Source organism: Stecheria intestinalis, assembly GCF_009696165.1.
Taxonomy (GTDB): Bacteria; Bacillota_I; Bacilli_A; order Erysipelotrichales; family Erysipelotrichaceae; genus Bulleidia; species Bulleidia intestinalis.
Genome location: NZ_VUMN01000002.1, coordinates 98,645 through 122,201, shown reverse-complemented (window position 1 = coordinate 122,201; position 23,557 = coordinate 98,645). Strand labels below are relative to the sequence as shown.

Annotated in this window: 16 protein-coding genes; 8 read left to right on the top strand and 8 right to left on the bottom strand. The window is 51.7% G+C overall.

Annotated elements, in window-relative coordinates:
* Positions 1 to 52 precede the first annotated feature (52 nt).
* Positions 53 to 1,519: a glycoside hydrolase family 1 protein gene (locus FYJ51_RS02085; RefSeq protein ID WP_154502661.1), complete on the top strand. Its 1,467-nt coding sequence runs from the start codon at positions 53 to 55 to the stop codon at positions 1,517 to 1,519.
* A 154-nt stretch (positions 1,520 to 1,673) separates the two neighbouring features.
* Complete coding sequence (locus tag FYJ51_RS02080; protein WP_205946120.1) at positions 1,674 to 2,660, top strand: dipeptidase; 987 nt, start codon at positions 1,674 to 1,676, stop codon at positions 2,658 to 2,660.
* Between the two features lie 186 nt (positions 2,661 to 2,846).
* Here FYJ51_RS02080 and FYJ51_RS02075 read toward each other — a convergent pair whose 3' ends face one another.
* Together FYJ51_RS02075 and FYJ51_RS02070 are read right to left on the bottom strand one after the other, a co-directional pair.
* On the bottom strand, positions 2,847 to 3,926 hold the full coding sequence (locus FYJ51_RS02075; protein WP_154502655.1) for a DUF2804 family protein: 1,080 nt from the start codon (positions 3,924 to 3,926) through the stop codon (positions 2,847 to 2,849).
* Between the two features lie 82 nt (positions 3,927 to 4,008).
* Complete coding sequence (locus FYJ51_RS02070; protein ID WP_154502651.1) at positions 4,009 to 7,122, bottom strand: EAL domain-containing protein; 3,114 nt, start codon at positions 7,120 to 7,122, stop codon at positions 4,009 to 4,011.
* Positions 7,123 to 7,619: 497 nt separating this feature from the next.
* Between FYJ51_RS02070 and FYJ51_RS02065 the strand changes: the two genes are divergently transcribed.
* Together FYJ51_RS02065 and FYJ51_RS02060 are read left to right on the top strand one after the other, a co-directional pair.
* Positions 7,620 to 10,133 carry a ribonucleoside-diphosphate reductase subunit alpha gene (locus FYJ51_RS02065; RefSeq protein WP_154502648.1) on the top strand — a complete coding sequence of 838 codons (2,514 nt, stop codon included), beginning with the start codon at positions 7,620 to 7,622 and terminating at the stop codon, positions 10,131 to 10,133.
* Positions 10,134 to 10,144: 11 nt separating this feature from the next.
* A complete protein-coding gene (locus tag FYJ51_RS02060) occupies positions 10,145 to 11,200 on the top strand; it encodes a ribonucleotide-diphosphate reductase subunit beta (protein WP_154502645.1) in 1,056 nt (351 codons plus the stop codon).
* A gap of 116 nt (positions 11,201 to 11,316) precedes the next feature.
* Here FYJ51_RS02060 and FYJ51_RS13445 read toward each other — a convergent pair whose 3' ends face one another.
* The 4 genes from FYJ51_RS13445 to FYJ51_RS02040 all read right to left on the bottom strand — a co-directional run bounded on the left by FYJ51_RS13445 (position 11,317) and on the right by FYJ51_RS02040 (position 14,931).
* Positions 11,317 to 12,501, bottom strand: coding sequence for an RNA-guided endonuclease InsQ/TnpB family protein (locus FYJ51_RS13445; RefSeq protein WP_205946119.1), 1,185 nt, complete (start codon positions 12,499 to 12,501; stop codon positions 11,317 to 11,319).
* Positions 12,502 to 12,587: 86 nt separating this feature from the next.
* Positions 12,588 to 13,130, bottom strand: a complete 543-nt coding sequence (locus tag FYJ51_RS02050) for a phosphatase PAP2 family protein (protein WP_154502642.1) — start codon at positions 13,128 to 13,130, stop codon at positions 12,588 to 12,590.
* Between the two features lie 232 nt (positions 13,131 to 13,362).
* On the bottom strand, positions 13,363 to 13,650 hold the full coding sequence (locus FYJ51_RS02045; RefSeq protein ID WP_154502639.1) for a DUF1905 domain-containing protein: 288 nt from the start codon (positions 13,648 to 13,650) through the stop codon (positions 13,363 to 13,365).
* 6 nt (positions 13,651 to 13,656) lie between these two features.
* On the bottom strand, positions 13,657 to 14,931 hold the full coding sequence (locus FYJ51_RS02040; RefSeq protein WP_154502636.1) for an MFS transporter: 1,275 nt from the start codon (positions 14,929 to 14,931) through the stop codon (positions 13,657 to 13,659).
* A 173-nt stretch (positions 14,932 to 15,104) separates the two neighbouring features.
* Between FYJ51_RS02040 and FYJ51_RS02035 the strand changes: the two genes are divergently transcribed.
* From FYJ51_RS02035 to FYJ51_RS02020, 4 genes are all read left to right on the top strand, one after another.
* Positions 15,105 to 15,839 carry a glycerophosphodiester phosphodiesterase gene (locus FYJ51_RS02035; protein ID WP_154502633.1) on the top strand — a complete coding sequence of 245 codons (735 nt, stop codon included), beginning with the start codon at positions 15,105 to 15,107 and terminating at the stop codon, positions 15,837 to 15,839.
* Positions 15,836 to 16,780: an alpha/beta hydrolase gene (locus tag FYJ51_RS02030; protein ID WP_105304254.1), complete on the top strand. Its 945-nt coding sequence runs from the start codon at positions 15,836 to 15,838 to the stop codon at positions 16,778 to 16,780. The genes FYJ51_RS02035 and FYJ51_RS02030 overlap by 4 nt, the downstream gene beginning before the upstream one ends.
* 120 nt (positions 16,781 to 16,900) lie before the next feature.
* Positions 16,901 to 17,176, top strand: a complete 276-nt coding sequence (locus tag FYJ51_RS02025) for a hypothetical protein (RefSeq protein WP_105304255.1) — start codon at positions 16,901 to 16,903, stop codon at positions 17,174 to 17,176.
* Between the two features lie 21 nt (positions 17,177 to 17,197).
* A complete protein-coding gene (locus FYJ51_RS02020; RefSeq protein WP_105304256.1) occupies positions 17,198 to 17,464 on the top strand; it encodes a hypothetical protein in 267 nt (88 codons plus the stop codon).
* Positions 17,465 to 17,521: 57 nt separating this feature from the next.
* Here FYJ51_RS02020 and FYJ51_RS02015 read toward each other — a convergent pair whose 3' ends face one another.
* On the bottom strand, positions 17,522 to 18,982 hold the full coding sequence (locus tag FYJ51_RS02015; RefSeq protein WP_154502630.1) for a glutamate synthase subunit beta: 1,461 nt from the start codon (positions 18,980 to 18,982) through the stop codon (positions 17,522 to 17,524).
* A complete protein-coding gene (gene gltB, locus FYJ51_RS02010; protein WP_154502627.1) occupies positions 18,975 to 23,498 on the bottom strand; it encodes a glutamate synthase large subunit in 4,524 nt (1,507 codons plus the stop codon). The genes FYJ51_RS02015 and gltB overlap by 8 nt, the downstream gene beginning before the upstream one ends.
* Positions 23,499 to 23,557: the final 59 nt, after the last annotated feature.

The window sequence follows — 23,557 nt, the reverse complement described above, 5'->3', positions numbered from 1 at the left end:
CGGATCAGAAGAGATCCGATACAATAGAAGAAGAAAGGAAAGGAAGGATTCTATGAGTTTTCCAAAAGGATTTCTATGGGGCGGCGCAGTAGCCGCAAATCAGTGTGAAGGAGCTTATCTGGAAGATGGAAAGGGACTGTCAGTGCCGGATATGCTGCTGGGCGGAGATGCGCAGCGTCCGCGCACCTTTCTTCCGGTCATGGATCCGAAGGCATTCTATCCGAGTCACGAGGCATCTGACTGCTACCATCATTACAGGGATGATATCCGGCTCTTTGCAGAAATGGGCTGGAAGGTATTCCGTCTGTCCATCAACTGGGCAAGAATCTACCCGAATGGCGATGATGAGGAACCGAATGAAGCAGGCCTGAAGTACTATGAAGACATCTTCGATGAGTGCAGAAGCTATGGCATCGAGCCGCTGGTAACTCTCTGCCATTACGAGATTCCATGGAATATCGTGGTGAAGTACGAAGGATTCTCTGATCGCAGAGTCATCGATCTCTTTCTGAAGTACTGCCGCACCGTATTCACCAGATATAAAGATAAAGTGAAATACTGGCTGACCTTCAACGAGATCAATATTGCATGCATGGACAGCCCGATCGGCGACCTGTACGGGCTTGGGGTCATGGATCCGGAAGATATTCATGCCTCAGAACCGATCCCCTTCTCCCGCCTGAAACATGATAAGCAGCGGACCTTCGAAGCGCTTCATAATGAATTCGTCGCTTCTGCTCTGGCCGTGAAACTTGCCCATGAGATCATTCCGGATGTCATGGTCGGAAACATGATCTGCCATATCACGAACTATCCGCTGACTCCGAAGCCGGAAGATGTGCTTGCGTGCATGCAGCAGGATGATCTCCGCAATAACTTCTGCGCAGATGTTCAGGTCAGAGGAGAATATCCCTCCTATATCTTCCGCTATTTCCGTGAAAACGGGATTGATCCTTCCTTCATCACAGAAGAAGATCAGAAGATCCTGAAAGAAGGAACAGTGGACATGTATACCTTCTCCTACTATTCCTCGGGCTGCGTGACCGTCTCAAAGGATGCAGAATCTGCATCCGGCAATATGACCGTCGGCGCAAAGAACCCGTATCTGAAGTCTTCGGACTGGGGCTGGCAGATGGATCCGGAAGGATTGCGGTATACGCTGAATACCGTGCATGGCCGCTATCCGGATCTTCCGCTGATGGTCGTCGAGAATGGCCTGGGTGCTTATGATAAAGTTGAAGCAGATGGTTCCATCCATGATGACTACCGGATTGATTATCTCCGCCAGCATATCAGAGCTCTGAAGGAAGCGGTGGAGGATGGCGTTCCGGTGATCGGCTATACGACCTGGGGCCCGATTGATCTGGTCTCAGCAGGAACCGGACAGTATGCAAAGCGGTATGGGTTCATCTATGTGGATCGTCATGACGATGGGACCGGAGACTTCCATCGTTCCAGAAAAGATTCGTTCTGGTGGTATCAAAAAGTCTGCACTTCCAACGGTGAAGTGATTGAGTGATCATACGGTTCATTGATTCCGGCAGCAGGGCACGATCCTGCTGTCTTTTCTTCTTTCAGGCAATCACCGCTTCAGATCTGCAGGAAATCCATGAATTCACCGGAAGGATGCTGTTCTATAATGGAACCCAATCAGAATGAGGAGGCTGCAGAATATGTTCCATACGATTGATATGCACTGTGATACCCTGATGCATGCGTTCCTGGAAGATGGCGGAAACGCCGATGTCTATCATCGCCCTGAGCTCTGCATCGATGCAGAGCGTCTTGCAGAAGCAGGAGCGCTTGCCCAGTTCTTTGCCATCTACATTGTCCCGGACAAAGCTTATGAGCACTTCCATCGTCCGGCACTTTCGCACGAAGAATATATCAGCGGATGTGCGAGGGTCTTCCGCAATACCATCGAACGGCACAGCGATGTGATTGCCCAGGCAGAAAATGCCTCTCAGATTGAAACGAACTTCCGGAACGGAAAAGTATCTGCAGTGCTTACCATGGAAGATGGTGTCGCAGTGAATGGAAAGATGGAGAAGCTGGATGAGTTCTATCATATGGGCATTCGAGCGCTGGCGCTGACATGGAACTTTGAGAACTGCTTCGGCTATCCCAACAGCAATGATCCCATGATCAATGGAAAAGGCCTCAAGCCATTCGGCATTGAGGCAGTGAAGCATATGCAGGACATCGGCATGCTGGTAGATGTCTCGCATCTGAATGATGCCGGCTTTGATGATGTCTGCCGGATTGCAAAGGTGCCCTTTATTGCTTCTCACAGCAATGCCCGTGCGATATGCAGGCATTCACGGAATCTGACTGACGACCGCATCAAGGCTCTTGCAAAGGCAGGCGGGGTCATGGGGCTGAACCTCATGCCAGGATTCCTGAATGATTCCGAAGGCAGCCAGATCAGCCGTATCGATGACATGGTCCAGATGATCCAGCATGAAAAAGAGATCGCAGGCATCGATGTGATTGCGATCGGGACGGACTTTGACGGCTTTGACGGAGACAAGGAAATCGCTTCCTGCGACCAGCTGAACCGGCTCTATGATGCGCTGGCAAAAGCAGGATTTTCTGCCGGGGAAATAGAAAAGATCGCCTGCGGAAATGTCATGCGGGTGATCCATGAAGCAATGCATTGAGCGGGAGGAGCCTCCTTCCGCTTTTTTCAGCTGCTATTCTTCACGGATCTTCGGCTGGCTGAATGTCTTTGCGACAAATTCCATTTCGTATTTCCTCTGATGTACTGGCAATCATCGAAGAAAAAAGAGAAGCCGGTTGGTGCGATATTCCGCTCAGAGAAAAGGATCTCTGCAGAGATCCTCATTCTATAGCAGCATGGTCTTGTCTTCGCCCATCCCCATCATTCCATCCAGGGAATATTCATTGCCATCTTCATCCCGGACCATTCCTTCCAGTTCTCCGAAGGCGACATAGTAATCAATATTCACGATTCCTGCATGCATGACCATCGGACTGATGCCCTGCACATGGAATCTGACATTCACCATATCATGCGCATCATGCACCTCCCAGACTGCTTTCCCATGGAACTGGCTGCTTGGAATATCACGGTCGAATACCACAGGCGGCAGCAGGCTCGTCTCTCCTTCCTTCCAGATCAGGTTCTCATTGTATTTTTCCTGATCGATAGACTGGTTTCTGGTCAGATTGAAGGCAAAGAATTTTCTGGTTCCGTTCTGCTCATTCTTTCCCATTGTCGTGACCCAGTCATAATGCATATGACGCGGGTAATATCCTCTGTGGTCATCTACGACAGAAGTCGTCTCTTCATCGGTTTCCATCTTCTCCCCGTTGATTGTGAGGCTGCCCTCTGCATGGAAGAAATCCTTCTGACTGTACAGCGGGCGGTTCTCTCCGAAGGGAATGCTGACGACACTCGGCTTGCTGAGACGGGTCAGCTCGAAGTCATAGGAAATCGAATCCGTATCATTCTTATGAAAGCCGGAGAGATGGCATGATCCCTTTTCAAAGTGATTCACGTATTTCACGTGGCTGACATCCGTTTCTGCTTCAGCAATGCTGCCATTCAGAAGATTCGGTGCGATAACGGTCTTTCTGCTGGAAAGATTATGATCCCAGGAATAGACCTTCTTCGTGCGCTTATCAAAGAATAAGCAGAGGGTCTTGCCGAAGATGCCCATATCGCAGACCACTGCAAGCAGGATCCCGGTCTTCAGGTTCACTTCGGTCGCTTCCCACAAGGTCAGCTTATAGCGATTGAGAAGCTGCGGAGCATGGGTCGGCTTCCTTGCATGAAGCAGATCCATAGTTTCGAATTCCCGGTCGAATGTTCCGAATACGCATGTTCCGGAAGAATCCACAAGATCCTTCGGTACCGGAGCAGATCTGCGCTTCGGACTGATGAAGTTCCTGTAATCGGTCATAAAACAGTCCTTTCTGAATTGTCTTCTGAAATCAATTCCCTGACTTCATTGTAGAGAACTATGACCGAAGCGTCAAACCGCATCAGGCAGCCGGCATGGACTTCTGTCCTGCACGGATTTCAGAAAGCGGAGCAGGCCTGCCAAGATAGAAGCCCTGCGCATATTCGCATCCTGCTGCTCTGAGAAGATCAATCTGCTCCTTCGTCTCTGCTCCTTCACAGAGTGTATGCAAGCCAAGAGTTTCTGCAAGGCGGATTACAGCTGTGATCATATCTGCAGCATGTGCGGCATTGCCATTCTTCTTTTCCAGCTCATAGCTTCGCAGGAATCTGATATCCAGTTTCACGAGGTCCACTTTCATGGACTGCAGGTTTCCGAGGGACGAATACCCGCTGCCGAAGTCATCCATCCATACCTGGAAGCCTGCCTGATGAAGCTTTTCTACCTGGTCATTGAGAAAGTCCGGATCAGCGGAGAAGGCACTTTCCGTGATCTCAACGTTCAGCAGGTGATGCGGAATGTGATAGTGATCTGCGATCCTGAGTATCGTTTCAAAGACCTCTTCTCCATTGAAGTCTGCACGGCTGATATTGAATGAGAGAGGAACCTCCCCGATCCCCATCCGGCTGCGCTGCTCTGCTTCTCTGCAGATTTCCGTAAGCATATACTGATCAAGCTTTGCAATGAGATGATGTTCTTCCAGGACCGGGATGAATTCTCCAGGAGGGATCAGTCCCTTTTCGGGATCCAGCCATCTCGCCAGGCATTCATAGCCTGCAAGCTTTCCGGAAGAAAGATCATAGATCGGCTGATAGAACACCTTGATCCTGTTTTTTTCAAGTGCGTCCGGGAATTCCAGGAGCACATGTATCTGGCGATTGTATTCCTCTGAAGCGCTGCCGCTGAAGTAAGCCCATGACTTTTCTGCATCTTTCCGGATCGAAGCACAGGCAAGTCTTGCAACATCAAATGCCTGCGAGAAGAAATCATCAGAATTGTGTTTATCAGAATCTTTTTCTTCTTCTGCATAGATTCCTGCTTTCAGCTGCAGAAACGTATCCCTGGAACATTTCCGCACTTCTTCGCAGGCTTTCTGAAGTCTCTTCTCCAGCTCTGATGTTTCTGAAAGCAGCAGGAAATGATCCTCCGATACCCTGCAGAGGGCAGAATCTTCAAATACGCTCTTCAGAATCTCCCCGGTACACTTCAGAATCCGGTCTCCTTCCGTGATACCGAATCTGGCATTGTAGCTCTTCATGCCATACAGATCGAAATATACGAAAGCAGGAGTTTTCCCCGCAGCACGGATTGCATTCATGCGATCCTTTGCATGCACGCGGAAATAGGTCAAATTCGGAAGACCTGTCAGACTGTCATGATACAGTTCTTCCCACGGCTCAGAGCGGATGAAGAATACTTCCCTGCCTTCCCACTCCTGGGAGGAAACCCGGATGGCTAACGGTCTGTCCTCCGGGCGGAACCGGATGATCTGGCTGCCTGAATCCGCGATTTCCCTGACCTTGCGAAGCAGAGACTGGTCTCTGACCCCGGTCACGAATTCTGACAGTGTCATGCCGCTGTCAAAGTTTCTCACCGGCTTCAGGATCCGGGACATCGGAGAATTGCAGTAAAGGAGTTCTCCGTCAGATCTCTGGATCACAGCAATTCCGAGATCGCTCTGATCCAGGAACCTTCTCAGGGAATTATCTGCTTCCGCTTCGGATTTCAGATGTTCGGCGACAGCCTGGCTGATATCACTGTAGGTAACGATGGCAATGCGGCTGCCATCCTCAAGATAGTGATGATATCCGACTGCATGCGTCAGCGTATACTCTTTCTGCTGATAGATCTTCTCATGGTAGAACACATTGTAGCGTCCGCCTTCTTTTGCAAAACGAAGGGCTTCTGCGGCAATCCTGGCGGCATCCTGCGGCAGAGTCATCCGGTACATATTGCGGTCATACCTGGCAATCAGGGAAGCCTTATCCGGCTCATCCTCGCAATGCATCATGTCATAAAGCCCGTCAGAGACACAGACCGTGCAAACTCTTCCGTCTCTGAAGCAGTAGATGGCCTCCGGTATTTCAGAGTGATTCACGATCCGGATCATTTCTTCCAGTTCATCGGAATTGTCTCTTCTGCGGTCCTTCCCGGATGTTTCATAATATCTGCGCTTATCGTCATACATGTGCTGCTCAGCATTTCGAATCAGCAGGTTGATATCCATTTCTTCTTTCTTCTGAATATCAGTGCCGATCGAAGCTGAAAAAGACTGGTCAGAAATCTTCGAGCGGAGAATCCTGATCTTCGTCTGAAGTTCTTCCTCGGAAATATCTGCCGCAAAGGCAGCAAATTCATCGCCGCCGATCCGGTAAGTATCCGCATCTCCGAAGACATCTCGCATTGCCCCGCCGACCGTGATCAGCATCTCATCGCCTGCTTCATGCCCTTTCGTATCATTGAGCTCATGAAGACCGTTGGCATCAAGGTAGATACATGCAAGCTGATTCTGACATTGGTCCGCATAGCGGAAATACGACTGGTCATAGCAGTTGCGATTTTTGAGGCCGGTCAGAACATCACGCTGGCTCACATCGGAGAGTTCTTTCTGGTATAGCAGACCCTGGATCTTCATATGGTTCATCCGGTCATTCAGAACGATGCTTAGCATCCCGAATACAATCGCAGAAAACCCGTCGATTACTGCATATTCTGCCGAATCAAACCGGATTGCCATGATCAGAAACACCGCTGTCACTGTGCAGATGAGCCATCTGAACTTCTGAGGCCGATTGATGAAGAACATCGGAATTCCAAGCAGAACTCCGAAAAAAGACCCGGCAGTGCTGCTTTTGGAAAGATAAGTTCCCCGGATGATTGCAGATCCGCACAGCGCCAAGATCAGAAAATAGCATAGAAACTGAATGGTCTTCGGCTGTTCCGGCTTGCGGATGCGGAGATACAGAAACAAGGAGATCATCAGAATCATCATGATTCCGGATAATGTGCCGGATCCATAGAATGCTGGCGTCGTAAACGCAAAGATCAGAAGCACTGCATAAACAATTGCAGCTCCGGATGACACAAGAATCAGGGATTCCTGATTCTCCCGGATCACATCCGGTTCGATTCTATTGATTTCCTCTTCAGAAAGAGCAGAAATCGCACTGCCTTTCCTTCTGCTGACTGATTTCATATCTGCCCCTCATGAACAACGCTTTCTTTATGATATCACTGTCATTCCTGTGTGATCACTCAATGAATTACGAGGGAATAAAAACATCGATCGATATTTGACCGGAAGCAATTCGAAAATGCTTTCCAGCAGAATTGTCACAGAATTCCGACTTTGTTCCTCTCAGATCCATGGATATTCCCCTTCTTTCCGGCAGAAGGCAGAGACAAGCGAGCGGAATCTGACCTAAATTAGCTTTGCGGCGGAATGCCTTGTCTTATGAATCTGACGGAAGATCTGCAGAAAAATGACAAGCGAACTGGATTCTCTGCCTGGCAGAGAGCCTATCTTCGATGTTCTGCTCACGGGCAATCCGGTTATTCTGCATCCGGCAGAAGAAGTCCGGGAATCTTCTCTATGCTGATGCAGGCTCTGAGCAGTCTTCTTTTCAAGGAAGGAGCATATCCGTTGACCCCCGGGCGTGAATTCCGATAATGTTTGCATAATGGAGATTGGTCATGAAACGAGTAATCAAGCGAAATGGAAGCGAAACTGCGTATGAACCTCAGAAGATCCGCAATGCGGTTCAGAAAGCGTTTGCAGAAGTAAATCAGGAGTATACCGAAGACCTCGGGAACCGGATCGTCCGATCCGTGGAGAGTCAGTTCCGCATGCGGAACTCGGCATCAGTGGAAGAAATCCAGAATGCCGTGGAAAAGAGCCTGATGAAGGAAGGCTGCTATGATGCCGCCAAGGCTTATATTCTCTACCGGGAAAAGCGTACGGCAGCCAGAAATGCACGGCTGAGTCTGACGGCGATGATGCAGGACCCGAATCTGTATGCCCTTCTGGAAAAGATGGAAAAAGATCTTCCGTCGTGCGATCTGAGCAGACTGGCAGCCAAGTTCCAGTCGATGAATAAAGAAGCATTATCCCCGGACAGCCGCATGGAACTGCTGATCCGCAGTGCCGAAGAACTGACGACCAAAGAAGAACCCGAATGGGAGAAAGCAGCAGGAAGACTGCTTGCCTATCAGTTCCATAAGAATCTCCGTCAGGAAGAGAAGAAGCTCGGAATCCGCAGCTTCTATGAAAAGCTCGTCTGGCTTACGAAAGAAGGCTATTATGGCTCCTACATTCTGGAACATTATTCCGAAGAGGAAATCGGAAAGCTTGAGCAGATGATGGATGACGGGCGCGATGATCTTTTTGCCTGGGCGGGACTGGATCTTCTGCTTTCCAGATATGTGATTCATACGCATTCGCATATTCCGATGGAATCACCGCAGGAGCTGTATATGGGCGTAGCGATGCATCTGGGCATGAATGAGAAAGAAAACCGGCTGGAGATCGTGAAGCGGTTCTATGACATGATGAGTCTGCACAAGGTAACGATGGCTACTCCTACCCTCGCCAATGCCCGCAAGCCTTATCATCAGCTCAGCAGCTGCTTCATCGATACGGTTCCGGATTCGCTGGATGGTATCTATGCCTCTATCAGCAATTTTGCGGAAGTCTCGAAATTCGGCGGCGGGATGGGAATGTATCTCGGCAAGGTCCGGGCAAGAGGCGGCAGTATCCGCGGCTTTGAAGGTGCGGCTGGCGGCGTGATCCGCTGGATCCGGGTGATCAATGATACGGCAGTTGCCGTCGATCAGCTCGGCATGAGACAGGGAGCAGCGGCAGTATATCTCGATGCCTGGCATATGGATCTCCCGGAGTTCCTGCAGCTGCGTACCAATAACGGGGATGACCGCATGAAGGCACATGATCTTTTCCCGGCAGTATGCTATCCGGATCTGTTCTGGAAGATGGCAAAGGAAAACCTGAATCAGAACTGGTATCTGATGGATCCGCATGAGATTCTGATGAAGAAAGGCTATGCCCTCGAAGACTGCTATGGAAGGGAATGGGAAGAGAAGTATCTTGACTGCGTGCGTGACAGCAATATCCGCAAGCGCACGGTGAAGCTCAAGGAAATCGTGCGGCTCATCCTGCGTTCCGCCGTGGAAACCGGAACTCCATTTGCTTTCTTCCGCGATGCGGTCAATGAAGCGAATCCGAATAAGCATGCAGGCATGATCTACTGCTCCAATCTCTGCACCGAGATTGCTCAGAATATGAGCGAAACAGAACTGGTATCAGAAACTCTGAAGAACGAAGACGGAGATCCGGTCATCGTCACTGTGAGGAAGCCGGGCAGCTACGTTGTATGCAACCTGGCATCGCTGTGTCTGGGAAACATCAATATCGATGACCCGGAAGAACTGAACTCTGTGACGGCCGATGCCGTCCGGGCGCTTGATAATGTCATTGATCTGAACTTCTATCCGGTTGCAGCTGCTGAGCTGACCAATCACCGCTACCGTTCGATCGGGCTTGGAGTTTCAGGCTATCATCACCTGCTGGCAAAGCATCAGGTGAAATGGGAGTCTGAAGAGCATCTGAAGTTTGCGGACAAAGTGTTTGAAGACATTGCCTATGCAGCCATCAAGGCTTCTTCAGATCTTGCCGAAGAGCGAGGCAGCTATTCCCTGTTCTCCGGGTCGGAATGGGAGAGCGGCGAATATTTCCATCGCCGTCACTATGACAGCGAGCGCTGGCAGAAGCTGGCGGAACAGGTCCGCGAGCATGGCATGCGCAATGCATATGTGATGGCCGCAGCCCCGACGAGCTCGACTTCGATTCTCGTCTCGACGACGGCCGGCCTGGATCCGATCATGAACCGCTTCTATCTCGAGGAAAAGAAAGGAGCGATCCTGCCGCGGGTTGCCCCGGATCTGTCTCCTGCCACCTGGTGGTTTTACAAGAATGCCCATTCCATCGATCAGACCTGGTCTGTCAGAGCTGCAGCAGTGCGGCAGCGTCATATCGATCAGGCCCAGAGCTTCAATCTCTGGATCACGAATGAATACAAGATGAGCGAGCTCTTGAATCTGTATATTCTGGCAGATGAGCTCGGCGTCAAGACGATCTATTATGTGCGTTCCCGCTCGCTCGATCCTGCGGAATGCGAAAGCTGCTCAGCCTGAAGGAGGAACTAATGGAAGATACTATCCGCAGAAAGCCCTTATTCAACCCCGATGGAGATACCGACGTCCGGGATCGCAGACTTCTCAACTTCAATACGACCAATATCAATGACTTCAATAATCTGAAGTATCCATGGGTTTCCGACTGGTACCGGAATGCCATGAACAACTTCTGGATTCCGGAAGAGATCAGCCTGAATCCGGATAAGTCGGATTATCCGAATCTGCTGCCGGCGGAACGGACTGCGTATGACAAGATTCTGAGCTTTCTGGTCTATCTGGATTCGCTGCAGTCAGCCAATCTGCCGAATATCAGCCAGTATGTGACCGCCAATGAAATCAATCTGTGCCTGTCGATTCAGACCTTCCAGGAATGCATTCACAGTCAGTCCTACAGCTATATGCTCGACACGATCTGCTCGCCGCTGGAACGGGATCAGATTCTGTATCAGTGGAAAGAAGATGAACATCTTCTGAAACGGAATACATTTATCGGAAACCTGTACAATGAATTCGTTGCTCATCAGGACAAGCGTTCCTTCCTGCGGGTCTGCGTGGCAAACTTCATTCTCGAGGGCATCTATTTCTATTCCGGGTTCATGTTCTTCTACAATCTCGGCAGAAATGGAAAGATGCCTGGTTCCGTGCAGGAAATCCGCTATATCAACCGGGATGAGAACACGCATCTGTGGCTGTTCATGGAGATCATCAATATCCTGCAGAAGGAAGAACCGGAACTCTTCACCCAGGAGAATAAGCAGATGATCTATGACATGATCGATGAAGGCGTGCGCCAGGAGATTGCCTGGGGCAGCTATGTCATCGGCGATCAGATTCCTGGTCTGAATCAGTCGATGGTCGAAGACTATATCAGGTATCTGGGCAATATCAGGCTGAAGTCTATCGGCCTTGAACCGCTGTATCCGGGTCTGGAAGAAGAACCAGAGTCCATGCGCTGGGTATCCCAGTATGCCGATGCCAATCAGGTCAAGACCGACTTCTTTGAAGCACGCAGTTCGGCCTACGCAAAAAGCAGTGCCATCGAAGATGACCTCGATTCTTTTTGACACTCCCACGGCTAAAGCACGTGGGATTCTTGAGAAGTCTGACTGCTTACGCAATCCTTATTCTCAAAGGGCTTGCCAAAAGCCCGCTGCACAGTCCCTCGATGCCGAGGTTCTGCTTACCTGGCAATGTTGCACGCTCCGTTGATGTCCGCATTGACGAGCGTGTTTTCTTTGGTACGGTACAGCCCGCGTTTCACCCGTTTGCCGGAGAATATCCCTGTATATGGATGTTCCGCATCGTAAACGGGAATCTCGTCACCGTCTAAGAACGATGCTTTTGACGTGTAGGATTCTTCCGTCTCGATGTACGCAATACCGTATCGCTCGCACAGCGTTTTTAAGTACGTGCGAAGCAGATCAAACGGGATCTGAACAAACTTCTGATTGTTCGCTTTTCCCATGTTGGCCGACTGTTTCTGGTCAACGTTGTGTCCGACAATAAGCGTGCCGATATCATTGGCAATGCAGTAATCAGCGATATGGCGTGCAGCCTTGTGCATGTGGTCCGTCACCTGCCGGTTACGCTTGTCTGTGATGAAGCTCATGCGAGCTGTAAAGCCTTTGACGTTCTGATGGTCTTTGATCGATGCATAGTGTGCAAGCTGCTTGTTGTACCACTGGTTCATTGATTTGAGCTTACGTCTGTCAACGATGAAGGACGTCCCTGTGGTTGTTACACACGGCGCAAGATTATCGAGACCGACATCAATGGCTAATACATTGTCCGCATTCAGATTCTGCGGCTCTTCTTCCTGTTCGTAGCAGTACTGAATCTTCAGTGCCTTGCCGTTCAGAACAGGCACGATGCGGACTTCAGCGATGTGCTTGCCTGAAATTCTGTCAGGCACTGGAATTCGTATGGAATCCAGGTCCGGATGCTGCTTTGAAAACGCACGACTCATCGGAACGATCAGATTGCCGTTTTTGATGCTGATTGCGTTCGCTGAAAGCACCAGCAGATACTTTCCGCCTTTCGTGCGGTAGTGCGGAATGCGCACTTCCTTTTCGTAGCCGCCGGAGTTCTTTTTGCTCAGCAGCGCAAAGAAAGACCTGAAGACATGATCGCACGTCCGCAAGATCTGCTGAGAAATGCCGGCCTGCAGCAGCTTGTAATTTTCATTATCTTTGCAAAGATGGTAGTTCTCTTCATACCGCAGATACTTGTTCGTCGCAAAGAAATGCTGGCGTATCTGATACAGTCCAACGTTGTACAGATTATTTGCATATGCACACATCTCAAGGATCGCTTCGTACTGGTCCTTCGGCAGATGCCGAATGTAGTTTGTCTGCGTCAGATACATGACGTCACCTCCTTTCTGCTTATATGATACGGGTACAGCGGCCTTTCTCCCCATGGCTGAAGCTCATGGGTTTCCCCGGCCGTTTTCTATAAGTTCAGTGCAATGGCAGCCGTCAGGGCACCGAGCAGTGCGCCGGCGATCACATCGCTCGGATAATGCACGCCGAGATAGACTCTGGAATACCCGGTCAGGACTGCCAGGATCATCAGCATAGATCCGAAGTGAACCGGCAGGAACCGCATCAGCACCAGGGTGCAGGCAAAGGCTGCTCCGGTATGACCGGAAGGAAACGACCAGTCCTTCGGAAGCCGGATCAGCGGTTCCAGGAACGGATATTCCTGGAATGGTCTTTCCCGGGCGGTGATGCGCTTAAGAAGAAGATTGATGAGCAGGCTGTTCGCGATCAGTGAAAGGCCTGCTTTTTTAGCGATGAAGGTATACTTCGGAATCCGGTACAGGAGAAGTACCAGGGCAATCCAGAAAATGCCGAGATCGCTCAATGCGCTGACTGCTCTCATGAAGGCCGTAACCCATTTCCTGCGGCTGTTCTGCATCCATATCATCACCCGGATATCTGTGTCGAGAATCGTCTTCATCACTTCTGTCCCCTTTCTTTCTTCCTGTATCATGCGCCTGTTCCGTAAAGAATAACATTAAGTTAATGTGAAGAATTACTGAAGATTTTTCCGGAATGTCAAATCTGTCTGAACATTCGCTGAGCCTTCTCTGAGAACTGCTTCCGGAGCCTTGCAGTGCTTTGTTCCGGCGATTAAAGTACGGGCAAGGAAGGTGAAATCTGATGAAAACAAAACACAGACTAAGAGAGGATTGCGGACACATGCTGTTCACAATCCTCTTTTTCTATTCTGCCAGAATGATCTTCACCAGGATTTTGTCTCCCGGTTCTTTTCCGATCTGTTTCCGGATGTCTTTTCTGATGCCGATGAGATAGCAGGTGGAGCCATCTGCATTTTTCAGGCCCATATTGACGATACTGCCATCATACGGAACGCCGTCAAACCAGGCATGGACTTTCAGGCGGCCTTTTCCGAATTCTTTCTTCAGATCATACGGGAACCTGACATAGGCTCCGCCATGATCCGGAACGGGTTCGATCACCGCTTCATACTGAATTTCTTCCGGTTTCATGAACTGTCAGATGAGTTCCCCCTCTGCCTCAGCCTTGCTGAAGTCATCGGCCTTGGTCTTTACCGCCATGCGGAACAGAATCAGGCCGATGACGAAGAAGATTGCGATCGATCCGACGCCGGCATTGACGGAACCGGTGAGCTGAGAGCCTTTGGATACAACAATCGTGCCGAGGAATGCAGCACCCTTGCCGCAGATGTCCATCAGTCCGAAGTATTCACCGGACTGATCTGCAGGAATGATCTTCGTGAAGTAGCTTCTTGACAGCGACTGAATGCCGCCCTGGAACAAGCCGACGGAAACTGCGAGAACCCAGAACTGCCACTGATACTTCAGGAAGAACGCAAAGATCGCAATGCAGAAGTAGCCGATGATGCAGATGGTGATCAGCTTCGAGGATTCATATTTTCCCGAGAACTTGCCGAAGGCGATGGCACTCGGGAAGGCAACGAACTGGGTGACGAGCAATGCCAGCAGCAGTCCGGTGGAATCAAGGCCAAGTGCAGAACCATAGGCAGTTGCCATATCGATGATGGTATAGACACCGTCGATATAGAAGAAGAATGCAAGCAGGAACAGGAAAATCTTCTTATGATGCATGGCATTCTTCAGCGTATGGCCAAGGCGTGCAAACGTGCTGCCGATGGAAGCAGTGGAGTTTTCGACATAATGGACCTGCTTGTAGGTTTTCAATAACGGAAGTGTGAATACCACCCACCAGACTGCCGTGATCGCAAAGGCAATGCCCATGCATACCGAAGTCGGAATGCCGGCATTCGGGCCGAGCAGGATCAGAACGAGCGACAGGATGAACGGAATGCAGGAACCGATATAGCCCCAGGCATAGCCCTGGGAAGAAACATAGTCAGAGCGTTCATCGGTAGTGACGTCTACGAGCATGGAGTCATAGAAGATCAGGCTGGCCTGATAGCAGCTTCTTGCGGTGACGAAAATGATCAGGAACAGCATCCATTTCGTGATGACGCCCATCAAGGCACAGAGCAGTGCGCCTAAGATCACTGACCACATGAAGATCGGTTTCTTGAAGCCTTTGTTGTCGGTAACGGTACCGAGAATCGGTCCGAGTATTGCGACAATCAGCGTTGAGATCGAGACTGCATATCCCCAGTAGGCAAGATAGTCAACATGAGAAATACCGTCTGCAGTTGCCAGGCTGTTGAAGTACAGCGGCATGATGGTCGAAACCAGCAGTGTGAATGCGGAATTTCCGACATCATAGATTACCCAGTTCTTTTCAATCTTCGTAAGCTTGCTTTTCATATTGTTCTCTCCGTCTTCTATCTTAGGAAACACCCGGCCGTTCTGATACCAGCGGAACATCAAGTTTATGTAAAGTTCTGGTTAAACAAGAGGATCTGCAGATTCTCCTGAAGGGCTTCCGGTTTACTTTATCTCATCTCATCGATAAGATAGCTTCAGAAAGAGGTCTGACTATGAAGAAACCTTTGATCTGGGGGCATCGCGGTGCGAGCGGCTATGCTCCGGAGAATACCCTGCCTGCATTTCAGAAAGCAATCGAGTTAGGTGCCGATGGCGTCGAGCTGGATATCCAGCTTACGAAAGACCGGGAACTGGTGGTCTGCCATGATGAGACGGTAGACCGCACCTCGACCGGATCCGGATGGATCCGCGATCTGACGCTTGCAGAGCTGAAGAAACTGAATTTCTGTGCATCTTACCCGGAGCTAGGCAAAGTGGAGATTCCGACGATGCGGGAAGTGCTGGAAGTGATTCAGCCTTCTGCGCTCACGATCGATATCGAGCTGAAGACCGGCATTGTTGATTATCAAGGCATTGAAGAGAAGATTCTTGCCCTGGTCCATGAATTCGGCATGGAAAACCGCGTGATGTACTCCTCCTTCAATCATTATTCCATGGTCCGGATCAAATCTCTAGACCCTTCTGTGAAGACCGGCATTCTTTATGAAGACGGTCCGGTCGGAATTGCGCCTTATGCAAAGAAGCTGAAGGCATCTGCCCTGCACCCTGCTCTGTACAATCTGCGCTTTGATCACTTCATGGAAGATGCGGCAGCAGAAGGTCTGGAAGTCAATGTATGGACGGTCAATGAGCCTGAGCATATGGCTCTCTGCACGAAGATGGGCGTGAACGCGATCATCACGAATTACCCGGATACTGCCTGGAAAGTCAGTCAGGAAACCGAATGAGCCCGGAATATCGTTCTTATATCGATACGGTCCTGAAGCCCTGGGTCAGAGATCATGTCGAGCAGGGAAATCTGGTCACCGAAGACGGGGTCCGTCTTCATTACTGCCATGCAGTTCCGGAAAATCCGAAGGGCTGCATCGTCATGATCCACGGATTCTGCGAGTTCTTCGGAAAGTATCACGAAACAGCTTACCGGTTCTATGAAGCAGGCTATGCGATCTGCTTTGCGGAACTGCGCGGGCATGGCAAATCCGAGCGAATGAGATATTACCCGGATGAGCGGGTGTATGTGCGTTCATTCCAGGACTATGTGCTGGACGCAAGAGCGCTTGTCCGCTATGCCAGAAAACAGCATCCTTCGCTTCCTCTCTACCTGTTTGCGCATTCGATGGGCGGCACGGTCGGAGCGCTGTATCTGGAGCAGAATCCGGGCGTATTCCAGGCGGCGGTTCTGAGCTCGCCGATGCTGCAGATGAACTACGGTACTGTTCCGGATGAGGCAGTCGGACTGCTGGCAGTCTATTCGAAAGCAGTCAGCCTGGATGATCCGTATGCGCCTGGTCAGCATGTCTTCACCGGAGAAGATGAATTCGAGACGAGTTCTGCCATGGACCGGGATCGGTATGAATACCAGATGGAACAGCGGCGCGAAGACCCTTCCTATCAGACCTGGGGTGCAACCTGGAGCTGGGCGAAAGCTGCCAGAGAAGGTGCTTCTGAAGCAGTGAAGCATGCCGATGAGATCTCGACGCCGGTCCTCGTGCTTCAGGCAGGAAAAGATACGATGGTCAAGTCCCAGGGCCAGGAAACCTTCGTGAAGAACTGCCTTGCTGCCGAACTGAAGAAGTTCGAGGATTCAAAACACGAGATCTTCAATGCCGAAGAAGAAACGCGGAAGAAATACTATTCCTGCATCCTGGACTATTACGCAAGCCATTGAGAGATCTGCCGGAAACGGCAGATTTTCTTTCTGCGCATGATTGTGCATAAAATCATCATTTCTGATCTTTGCTGAATGCAGTGTTGCATATTTCTGTGTTTTATGCGCTATAATAGGACCATGGAACTATTCAGGAAATATGTAGATGTCGATGTGCTGTTCCGGACAGACGGATCCGTCATTCCGCTGGCAGTGTGCTGGAAAGAAGGCCGCCCTGCTTCCTACCCGATCGATAAGATTCTGAAAGGGCCATCCCGCATGGCTTCGCAGGCGGGCGGATGCGGAGAGTGCTATGAAGTCATGATTCACGGGCAGCCCCGCCGGCTGTACCTGGAGAAGGTTCCTTCTCCGTATGAGCAGAAGACCAGATGGTTCATTGAATCCAGAAAACCGTGAGCATTTATAAAGGAGCAGATCATGAGTCCGGGAATCAGATATCTGAATGTCATTGCAGAACAGCAGAAAAGCGGAGCGATGGTACCGAAAGCAATTGTGTGGAGCGATGAAGACGGCCAGAGAGTCTACCAGATTCAGTCTGCGGTATACTGCAGTGCTTCAAAGATCCCCGAACGGCGTTGCTCGATCCTCCGCTATCTGATCACGGTCTCCGGAAAGCGCCGGAACCTGTTTGCGGAAGTGAGACAGGATGGCAGCGTGCGCTGGTATGCGGAGACTTCTTTCTGAAACAGAGAAAAAACTGCATGCATGACGGGATTTTCCCGCAATGCGTGCAGTTTTCATTCAGTCAAGATTTGTATATCCCATTAAGGCCTGATCGACTTCTCTGGCACATTCTCTGCCTTCTTCAATTGCCCAGACGACCAGCGACTGGCCGCGATGCATATCACCTGCCGTGAAGACGCCCGGAACGGAAGTACGGTAGCTGCCCGGTTCTGTTTTCACGGTATGACGAGGACCGAGCTCTATGCTGAAGGCTTCCGGAACATAGGATTCACAGCCGGTGAAGCCAGCTGCGATAATCAGCAGTTCGCACGGAAGCTTGCGGATCGATCCTTCGTCCGTGACCCATTTCCGGTCGATGAAGCTCCCCTGCTCCACTTCTGCGGCAGCAAGGTTTCCTTCTTTGTCCGTGATCAGCGAATGGATCGTGGACCGGTAGATGCGCGGATCGCTGCCGAATACGGCAATCGCTTCCTGCTGGCCGTAATCCGTTTTCTGCACATCCGGCCACTCCGGCCATGGGTTATCTCTGCGCCGTTCTCTAGGCGGGCTCGGCATCATCTCCAGCTGGGTTACCGAAGCCGCATGCTGACGGATGCAGGTTGCGACACAATCGTTGCCCGTATCGCCGCCCCCGACGATGATCACATGCTTTCCTCCGGCAGAGATTGCCGGCTGGTGTTCCGGATCCAGCACGGATCTGGTCGCTTCAGTTAAGAACGTCACAGCCGGGAACACCTGGCCGCATCCTTCGGTCTGCGGAAGCGTTCTTGCCTGCTTGGCCCCGCAGGCCAGCACGATGGCATCATACTGCTTCAGGATCTCTTCGCTGCTGATGTCTTTTCCGACATCGACGCCGCAGACGAAGCTGATTCCTTCTGCTTTCATGAGATCGATGCGGCGGGTGATGACTTTCTTGTCGAGCTTCATGTTCGGAATGCCATACATCATCAGCCCGCCCGGAGCATGTTCCCGCTCATACACCGTCACGGAATGGCCGCGCTGATTCAGGCGATCCGCTGCGGAAAGGCCAGCCGGGCCGCTGCCGATGACCGCGACCTTCTTGCCGGAACGCATGGCCGGAATATGCGGCTTCATCATGCCTGCCGCAAACGCAGATTCGATGATGTAAAACTCATTCTCGTGAATCGTGACCGGTTCATCTTCCACGCCGCAGGTGCATGCCTTCTCGCACAATGCCGGACACACTCTGCCGGTGAATTCCGGGAACGGATTCTTCTTCGTAAGTCTGGATAATGCATGTTCGAGATTGCCGTGCCAGATCTCATCATTCCATTCCGGAATGAGGCTGTGCAGCGGGCATCCGGTGACTTTTCCCTTGATCCTGATCGCCGACTGACAGAACGGGACGCCGCAGTTCATGCAGCGGCCGGCCTGCAGTTTCCTGTCCTTCGGATCCAGCGGAATATGAAATTCGCCATAATCCTTGATGCGCTCCGATGGCGAGCGAAGCGATTCTTCTTCACGCTGATACAGCAGGAATCCATCTGTCTTACCCATTTTTCTGTGCCTCCTTCTGCTTCAGCTCATAGAATGCCTCGAGCAGTGCGCTCTGATGCGGAATACCCTGTTCTTCAAACTTGCCGGTGATGCTGAGAATCGTCTGATAGTCATCCGGCACAAGTTTCTTGAACTTCGGAATGTAATTCTCAAAGTCTGCCAGGATCTTTCTTGCCTTCACGGACCCCGTTTCTTCTGCATAGTCGCTGATCAGGGCCTTGAGTTCCTGGATGTCATAGCGTTCCTTCACTTCATGCATGGTCACGAGGCTGCTGTTGAGCCGCTGATACAACGTGTGATCTTCATCAAGCACATAAGCAATGCCGCCGCTCATGCCGGCTGCCAGATTTCTGCCGGTACTCCCGAGAATCACGGCAACGCCGCCAGTCATATATTCCAGACCATGATCGCCGCATCCTTCGACGATGGCAGTTGCGCCGCTGTTGCGGACACAGAACCGCTCGCCGGCGATGCCATCGAAATAAGCCTTTCCGGAAGTTGCACCATACAGCGCAACATTTCCGATCAGAATATTCTCTGCTGGGTTGAACGTGCTGTTCTCCGGCGGCATCACGACGATCTTTCCGCCGGAAAGACCTTTTCCGACATGGTCATTCGCATCGCCATGAAGCCTGATCGTCATACCATTCGGTATGAACGCACCGAGCGACTGGCCGCCGCCTCCGGTAAGGTTCAGCACATACGTATCATCTTTCAGCGAATTGCCGAAGCGCTTCGTGATCTCATGACCCATGATCGTGCCGAGGGAACGGTCGGAGGAGCAGATCTTCGCTTTGCAGGAATGGGTCTTCTTCTTTTTGAAGTACGGTTCGAACTCCGGCAGAAATACTGATTCATCCAGCGTCTTCTCGAGATGGAAGTCGAAGCAGTCGGAAGGATCATGACTGCGGACCGGTGCTTCTGCATAATGCGGATCCAGCAGTGCAGAGAGATCTGCCTGCGGCATCTGGTCATTCTGCTTCAGGCAGTCGGTTCTGCCGATCATCTCCTCGACGGTGCGGAAGCCGAGCGATGCCATGATTCTGCGCAGTTCTTCGGCTGTGAACTTCATGAAGTTCATGACATATTCCGGCTTGCCGGCAAATCTGCCGCGCAGTTTCTCATTCTGGGTAGCGATGCCGAACGGACAGGTATCCTTCGAGCATACCCGCATCATGCGGCAGCCCATAGCAACCAGCGGAGCCGTGCCGAAGCCGAATTCCTCTGCTCCCATCAGGGCAGCGATTGCGACATCTCTGCCGCTCATCAGCTTGCCATCGGTCTCGAGAATCACGCGGCCACGCAGACCGTTGTCAATCAGCGACTGCTGGGCCTCGGCAAGACCAAGCTCCCATGGCATGCCGGCATGATGAATCGAAGAAAGCGGAGCTGCCCCGGTGCCGCCGTCAAAGCCCGAGATCAGAATCACCTGGGCACCTGCTTTGGCAACGCCGCAGGCCACGGTTCCTACCCCTGCTTCCGAGACCAGCTTCACGGAAATCCGGGCATCCGGATTCGCGTTCTTCAGATCATAGATCAGCTGGGCAAGGTCCTCGATGGAATAAATATCATGATGCGGCGGCGGGGAGACCAGCGAGACACCCGGGGTCGCATAGCGGATCTTCGCGATCCACGGATAGACTTTCGTGCCCGGCAGGTTGCCGCCTTCGCCCGGCTTGGCTCCCTGGGCCATCTTGATCTGGATTTCCTTTGCGCTGTTGAGGTATTCCGAGGTCACGCCGAAACGGGCACTTGCCACCTGCTTGATGGCACTGTTCGATTCGGTTCCATAGCGTTCCGGATCTTCGCCGCCTTCCCCGGTATTGGACCATGCGTGCAGACGGTTCATCGCAATCGCCATGCAGCTGTGAGCTTCTTCGGAAAGAGCACCGAGAGACATTGCCGAAGTCTGGAAACGCTGCACGATCGAATCCGCAGATTCCACTTCTTCCAGCGGTACCGGCTTGCCAGCCGGAACAAAGTCCAGCAGGTCCCTCAGCGTATGCGGATGCTCGCCATGGAGCAGAGAAGAATAGTGCTCGAACTCCTCATAAGAACCATCCTGCACTGCTCTCTGCAGGGCAACGATAACTTCCGGGGAATACAGATGTTCATATGCGGTCCCGCCCGAACGCAGCCGGTGGAAGCCAACGCTGTCAAGCCTTGTATCGACGCCTAAGCCGAGTGAATCAAAGGCATGGTCATGATTGGCCAGCACATCTGCTTCGATCTCCTCAATGCCGACGCTGCCGCACCTTGCGGTCGTTCCCGGGAAATACTGATCGGTCAGTTCTTTCTTCAAACCGAGGATCTCGAAGATTCTGGCGGACTGATAGGACTGAAGAACGGAAATGCCCATCTTGGCAGCGGTCTTCACGATGCCGTTGAGCAGCGCATGATCAAAGTCATCCATGGCCACATGCGGATCCTTGTCCAGGATGCCGGCAGAGACCAGCTCACCGATGCACTCATGGGCAAGATACGGATTGACCGCCCGGGCACCGAAGCCAAGCAGTGCAGCACACTGGTGCACATCGCGCGGTTCGCCGCTTTCGAGAATCAGCGAGACTCTGGTCCTCTTCTTCGTGCGGATCAGATGCTGTTCCGCCGCGGAGATTGCAAGCAGAGACGGAATGGGCAGATGGTTTTCATCCACGCCCCGGTCGGAGAGAATCAGAATATTCGCACCGGCGCTGATCGCCCGGTCGCAATCGACATTCAGTGCCTCAAGAGCTTTGGCAAGCGAGGTGTGCTTGTAGTAGAGAATCGGCAGCACCTTGACCTGAAAGCCCGGACGATCCAGGGCCTTGATCTTCATCAGGTCAGTCTCGGAGAGAATCGGGTTGGCAATCTCGAGGACCTTGCAGTTTTCCGGAGAATCCTGCAGCAGGTTTCCGTCGGTGCCGACATAGACCGTGGTATCCGTGACCAGATGCTCGCGGATAGAATCGATCGGCGGGTTGGTGACCTGTGCGAACTGCTGATGGAAATAATCGAAGATCGAGGTTCTTCTCGAATGCATGAGGGCAAGCGGAATATCCCTTCCCATCGAAGCAGTCGGCTCAATCGTATTCCGGGCCATCGGCAGAATCTCGTCCTTGACGTCTTCATAGGAATAGCCGAACACCTGATACAGGTGATCGCGCATATCCTGAGTATTCACCGGCGGCTTATGTGCAGGGATCTTCAGATCTTTCAGATACAGGAGATTCCGGCTGAGCCATTCTCCGTAAGGAGCTTCAGATGCACAGGATGCCTTGAGCTCTTCATCGGAGATGATGCGCTTCTGCTTCGTATCCACCAGAAGGATTCTGCCAGGCATCAGACGGCTCTTCGTGATGATCTGATCTTCCGGAATATCGAGCACGCCGACTTCGGAAGACAGAATCAGTCTGCCATCTCTGGTCACATAGTATCTGGAAGGTCTCAGGCCATTGCGGTCCAGAGTTGCTCCGCACACCTCGCCATCCGTGAACAGCACGGCAGCCGGGCCATCCCACGGCTCCATCATCGTTGCATAGTAATGATAGAAATCCTTTCCGGCCTGGCTGATTCCCTGTTCATAGCGCCAGGATTCCGGAATCATCAGCATCATCGCCTTGGCCAGCGGCATGCCGTTCATGCAGAAGAATTCGAGCGTATTATCCACCATCGCCGAATCAGAACCGCTGGCATTGACAACCGGGTATATCTTGCCAAGATCCGGCTCCAGCACGGAAGAAGTCATGGTCTCTTCCCGGGCCAGCATACGGTCCGCATTGCCGCGGATCGTATTGATCTCGCCATTATGGGCAATCATCCGGTACGGATGCGCCCGCTGCCAGCTCGGCGACGTATTTGTCGAGAACCGTGAATGCACGATGGCAATTGCCGTCTGATAATCCTCGTCCTGCAGGTCTTCATAGAACTTTCTCAGCTGCATGACCAGGAACATTCCTTTGTAGACAATCGTCCTGGACGACAATGAGCAGACATACGTATTTTCGCTGCCCTGCTCGAATTCCCGGCGGGTCACATACAGCCTGCGGTCAAACGGAAGCCCTTTGGAAATGCCATCCGGCCGCTCGATGAAGCACTGCATGATGCATGGCATGCACTTAGCTGCAGGTTCGCCGAGTATTTCCGGATGAACCGGGACATTTCTCCAGCCGAGCACCTTCAGCCCGTTCTTTCTCGCAATGACTTCAAACGTACGGATCGAAAAGGTCCGATTGAGTTCATCCTGCGGGAAGAAGAACATGCCGACCCCGTAGTCGCCTTCTCCCTTCAGCTCAATTCCGCATTTCTTCGCTGCTTTTGAAAAGAATGAATGCGATACCTGCAGAAGAATTCCGACGCCGTCGCCGACCTTTCCGGTCGCATCTCTGCCTGCTCTGTGATCGAGGCGTTCCACGATCTTCAGAGCATCATCCAGAACGGCATAGTTCTTATGTCCATCAATGTTCACGATGGTGCCGATGCCGCACGCATCGTGTTCCATACAGCAAGGTTCCAGCCCTGAGTGATACTGCTCCATGTTGTTCTCTCCCTTCCGCCCAGTCAAAAAAAGCCGCACGAACACATCACGCGGCAGAA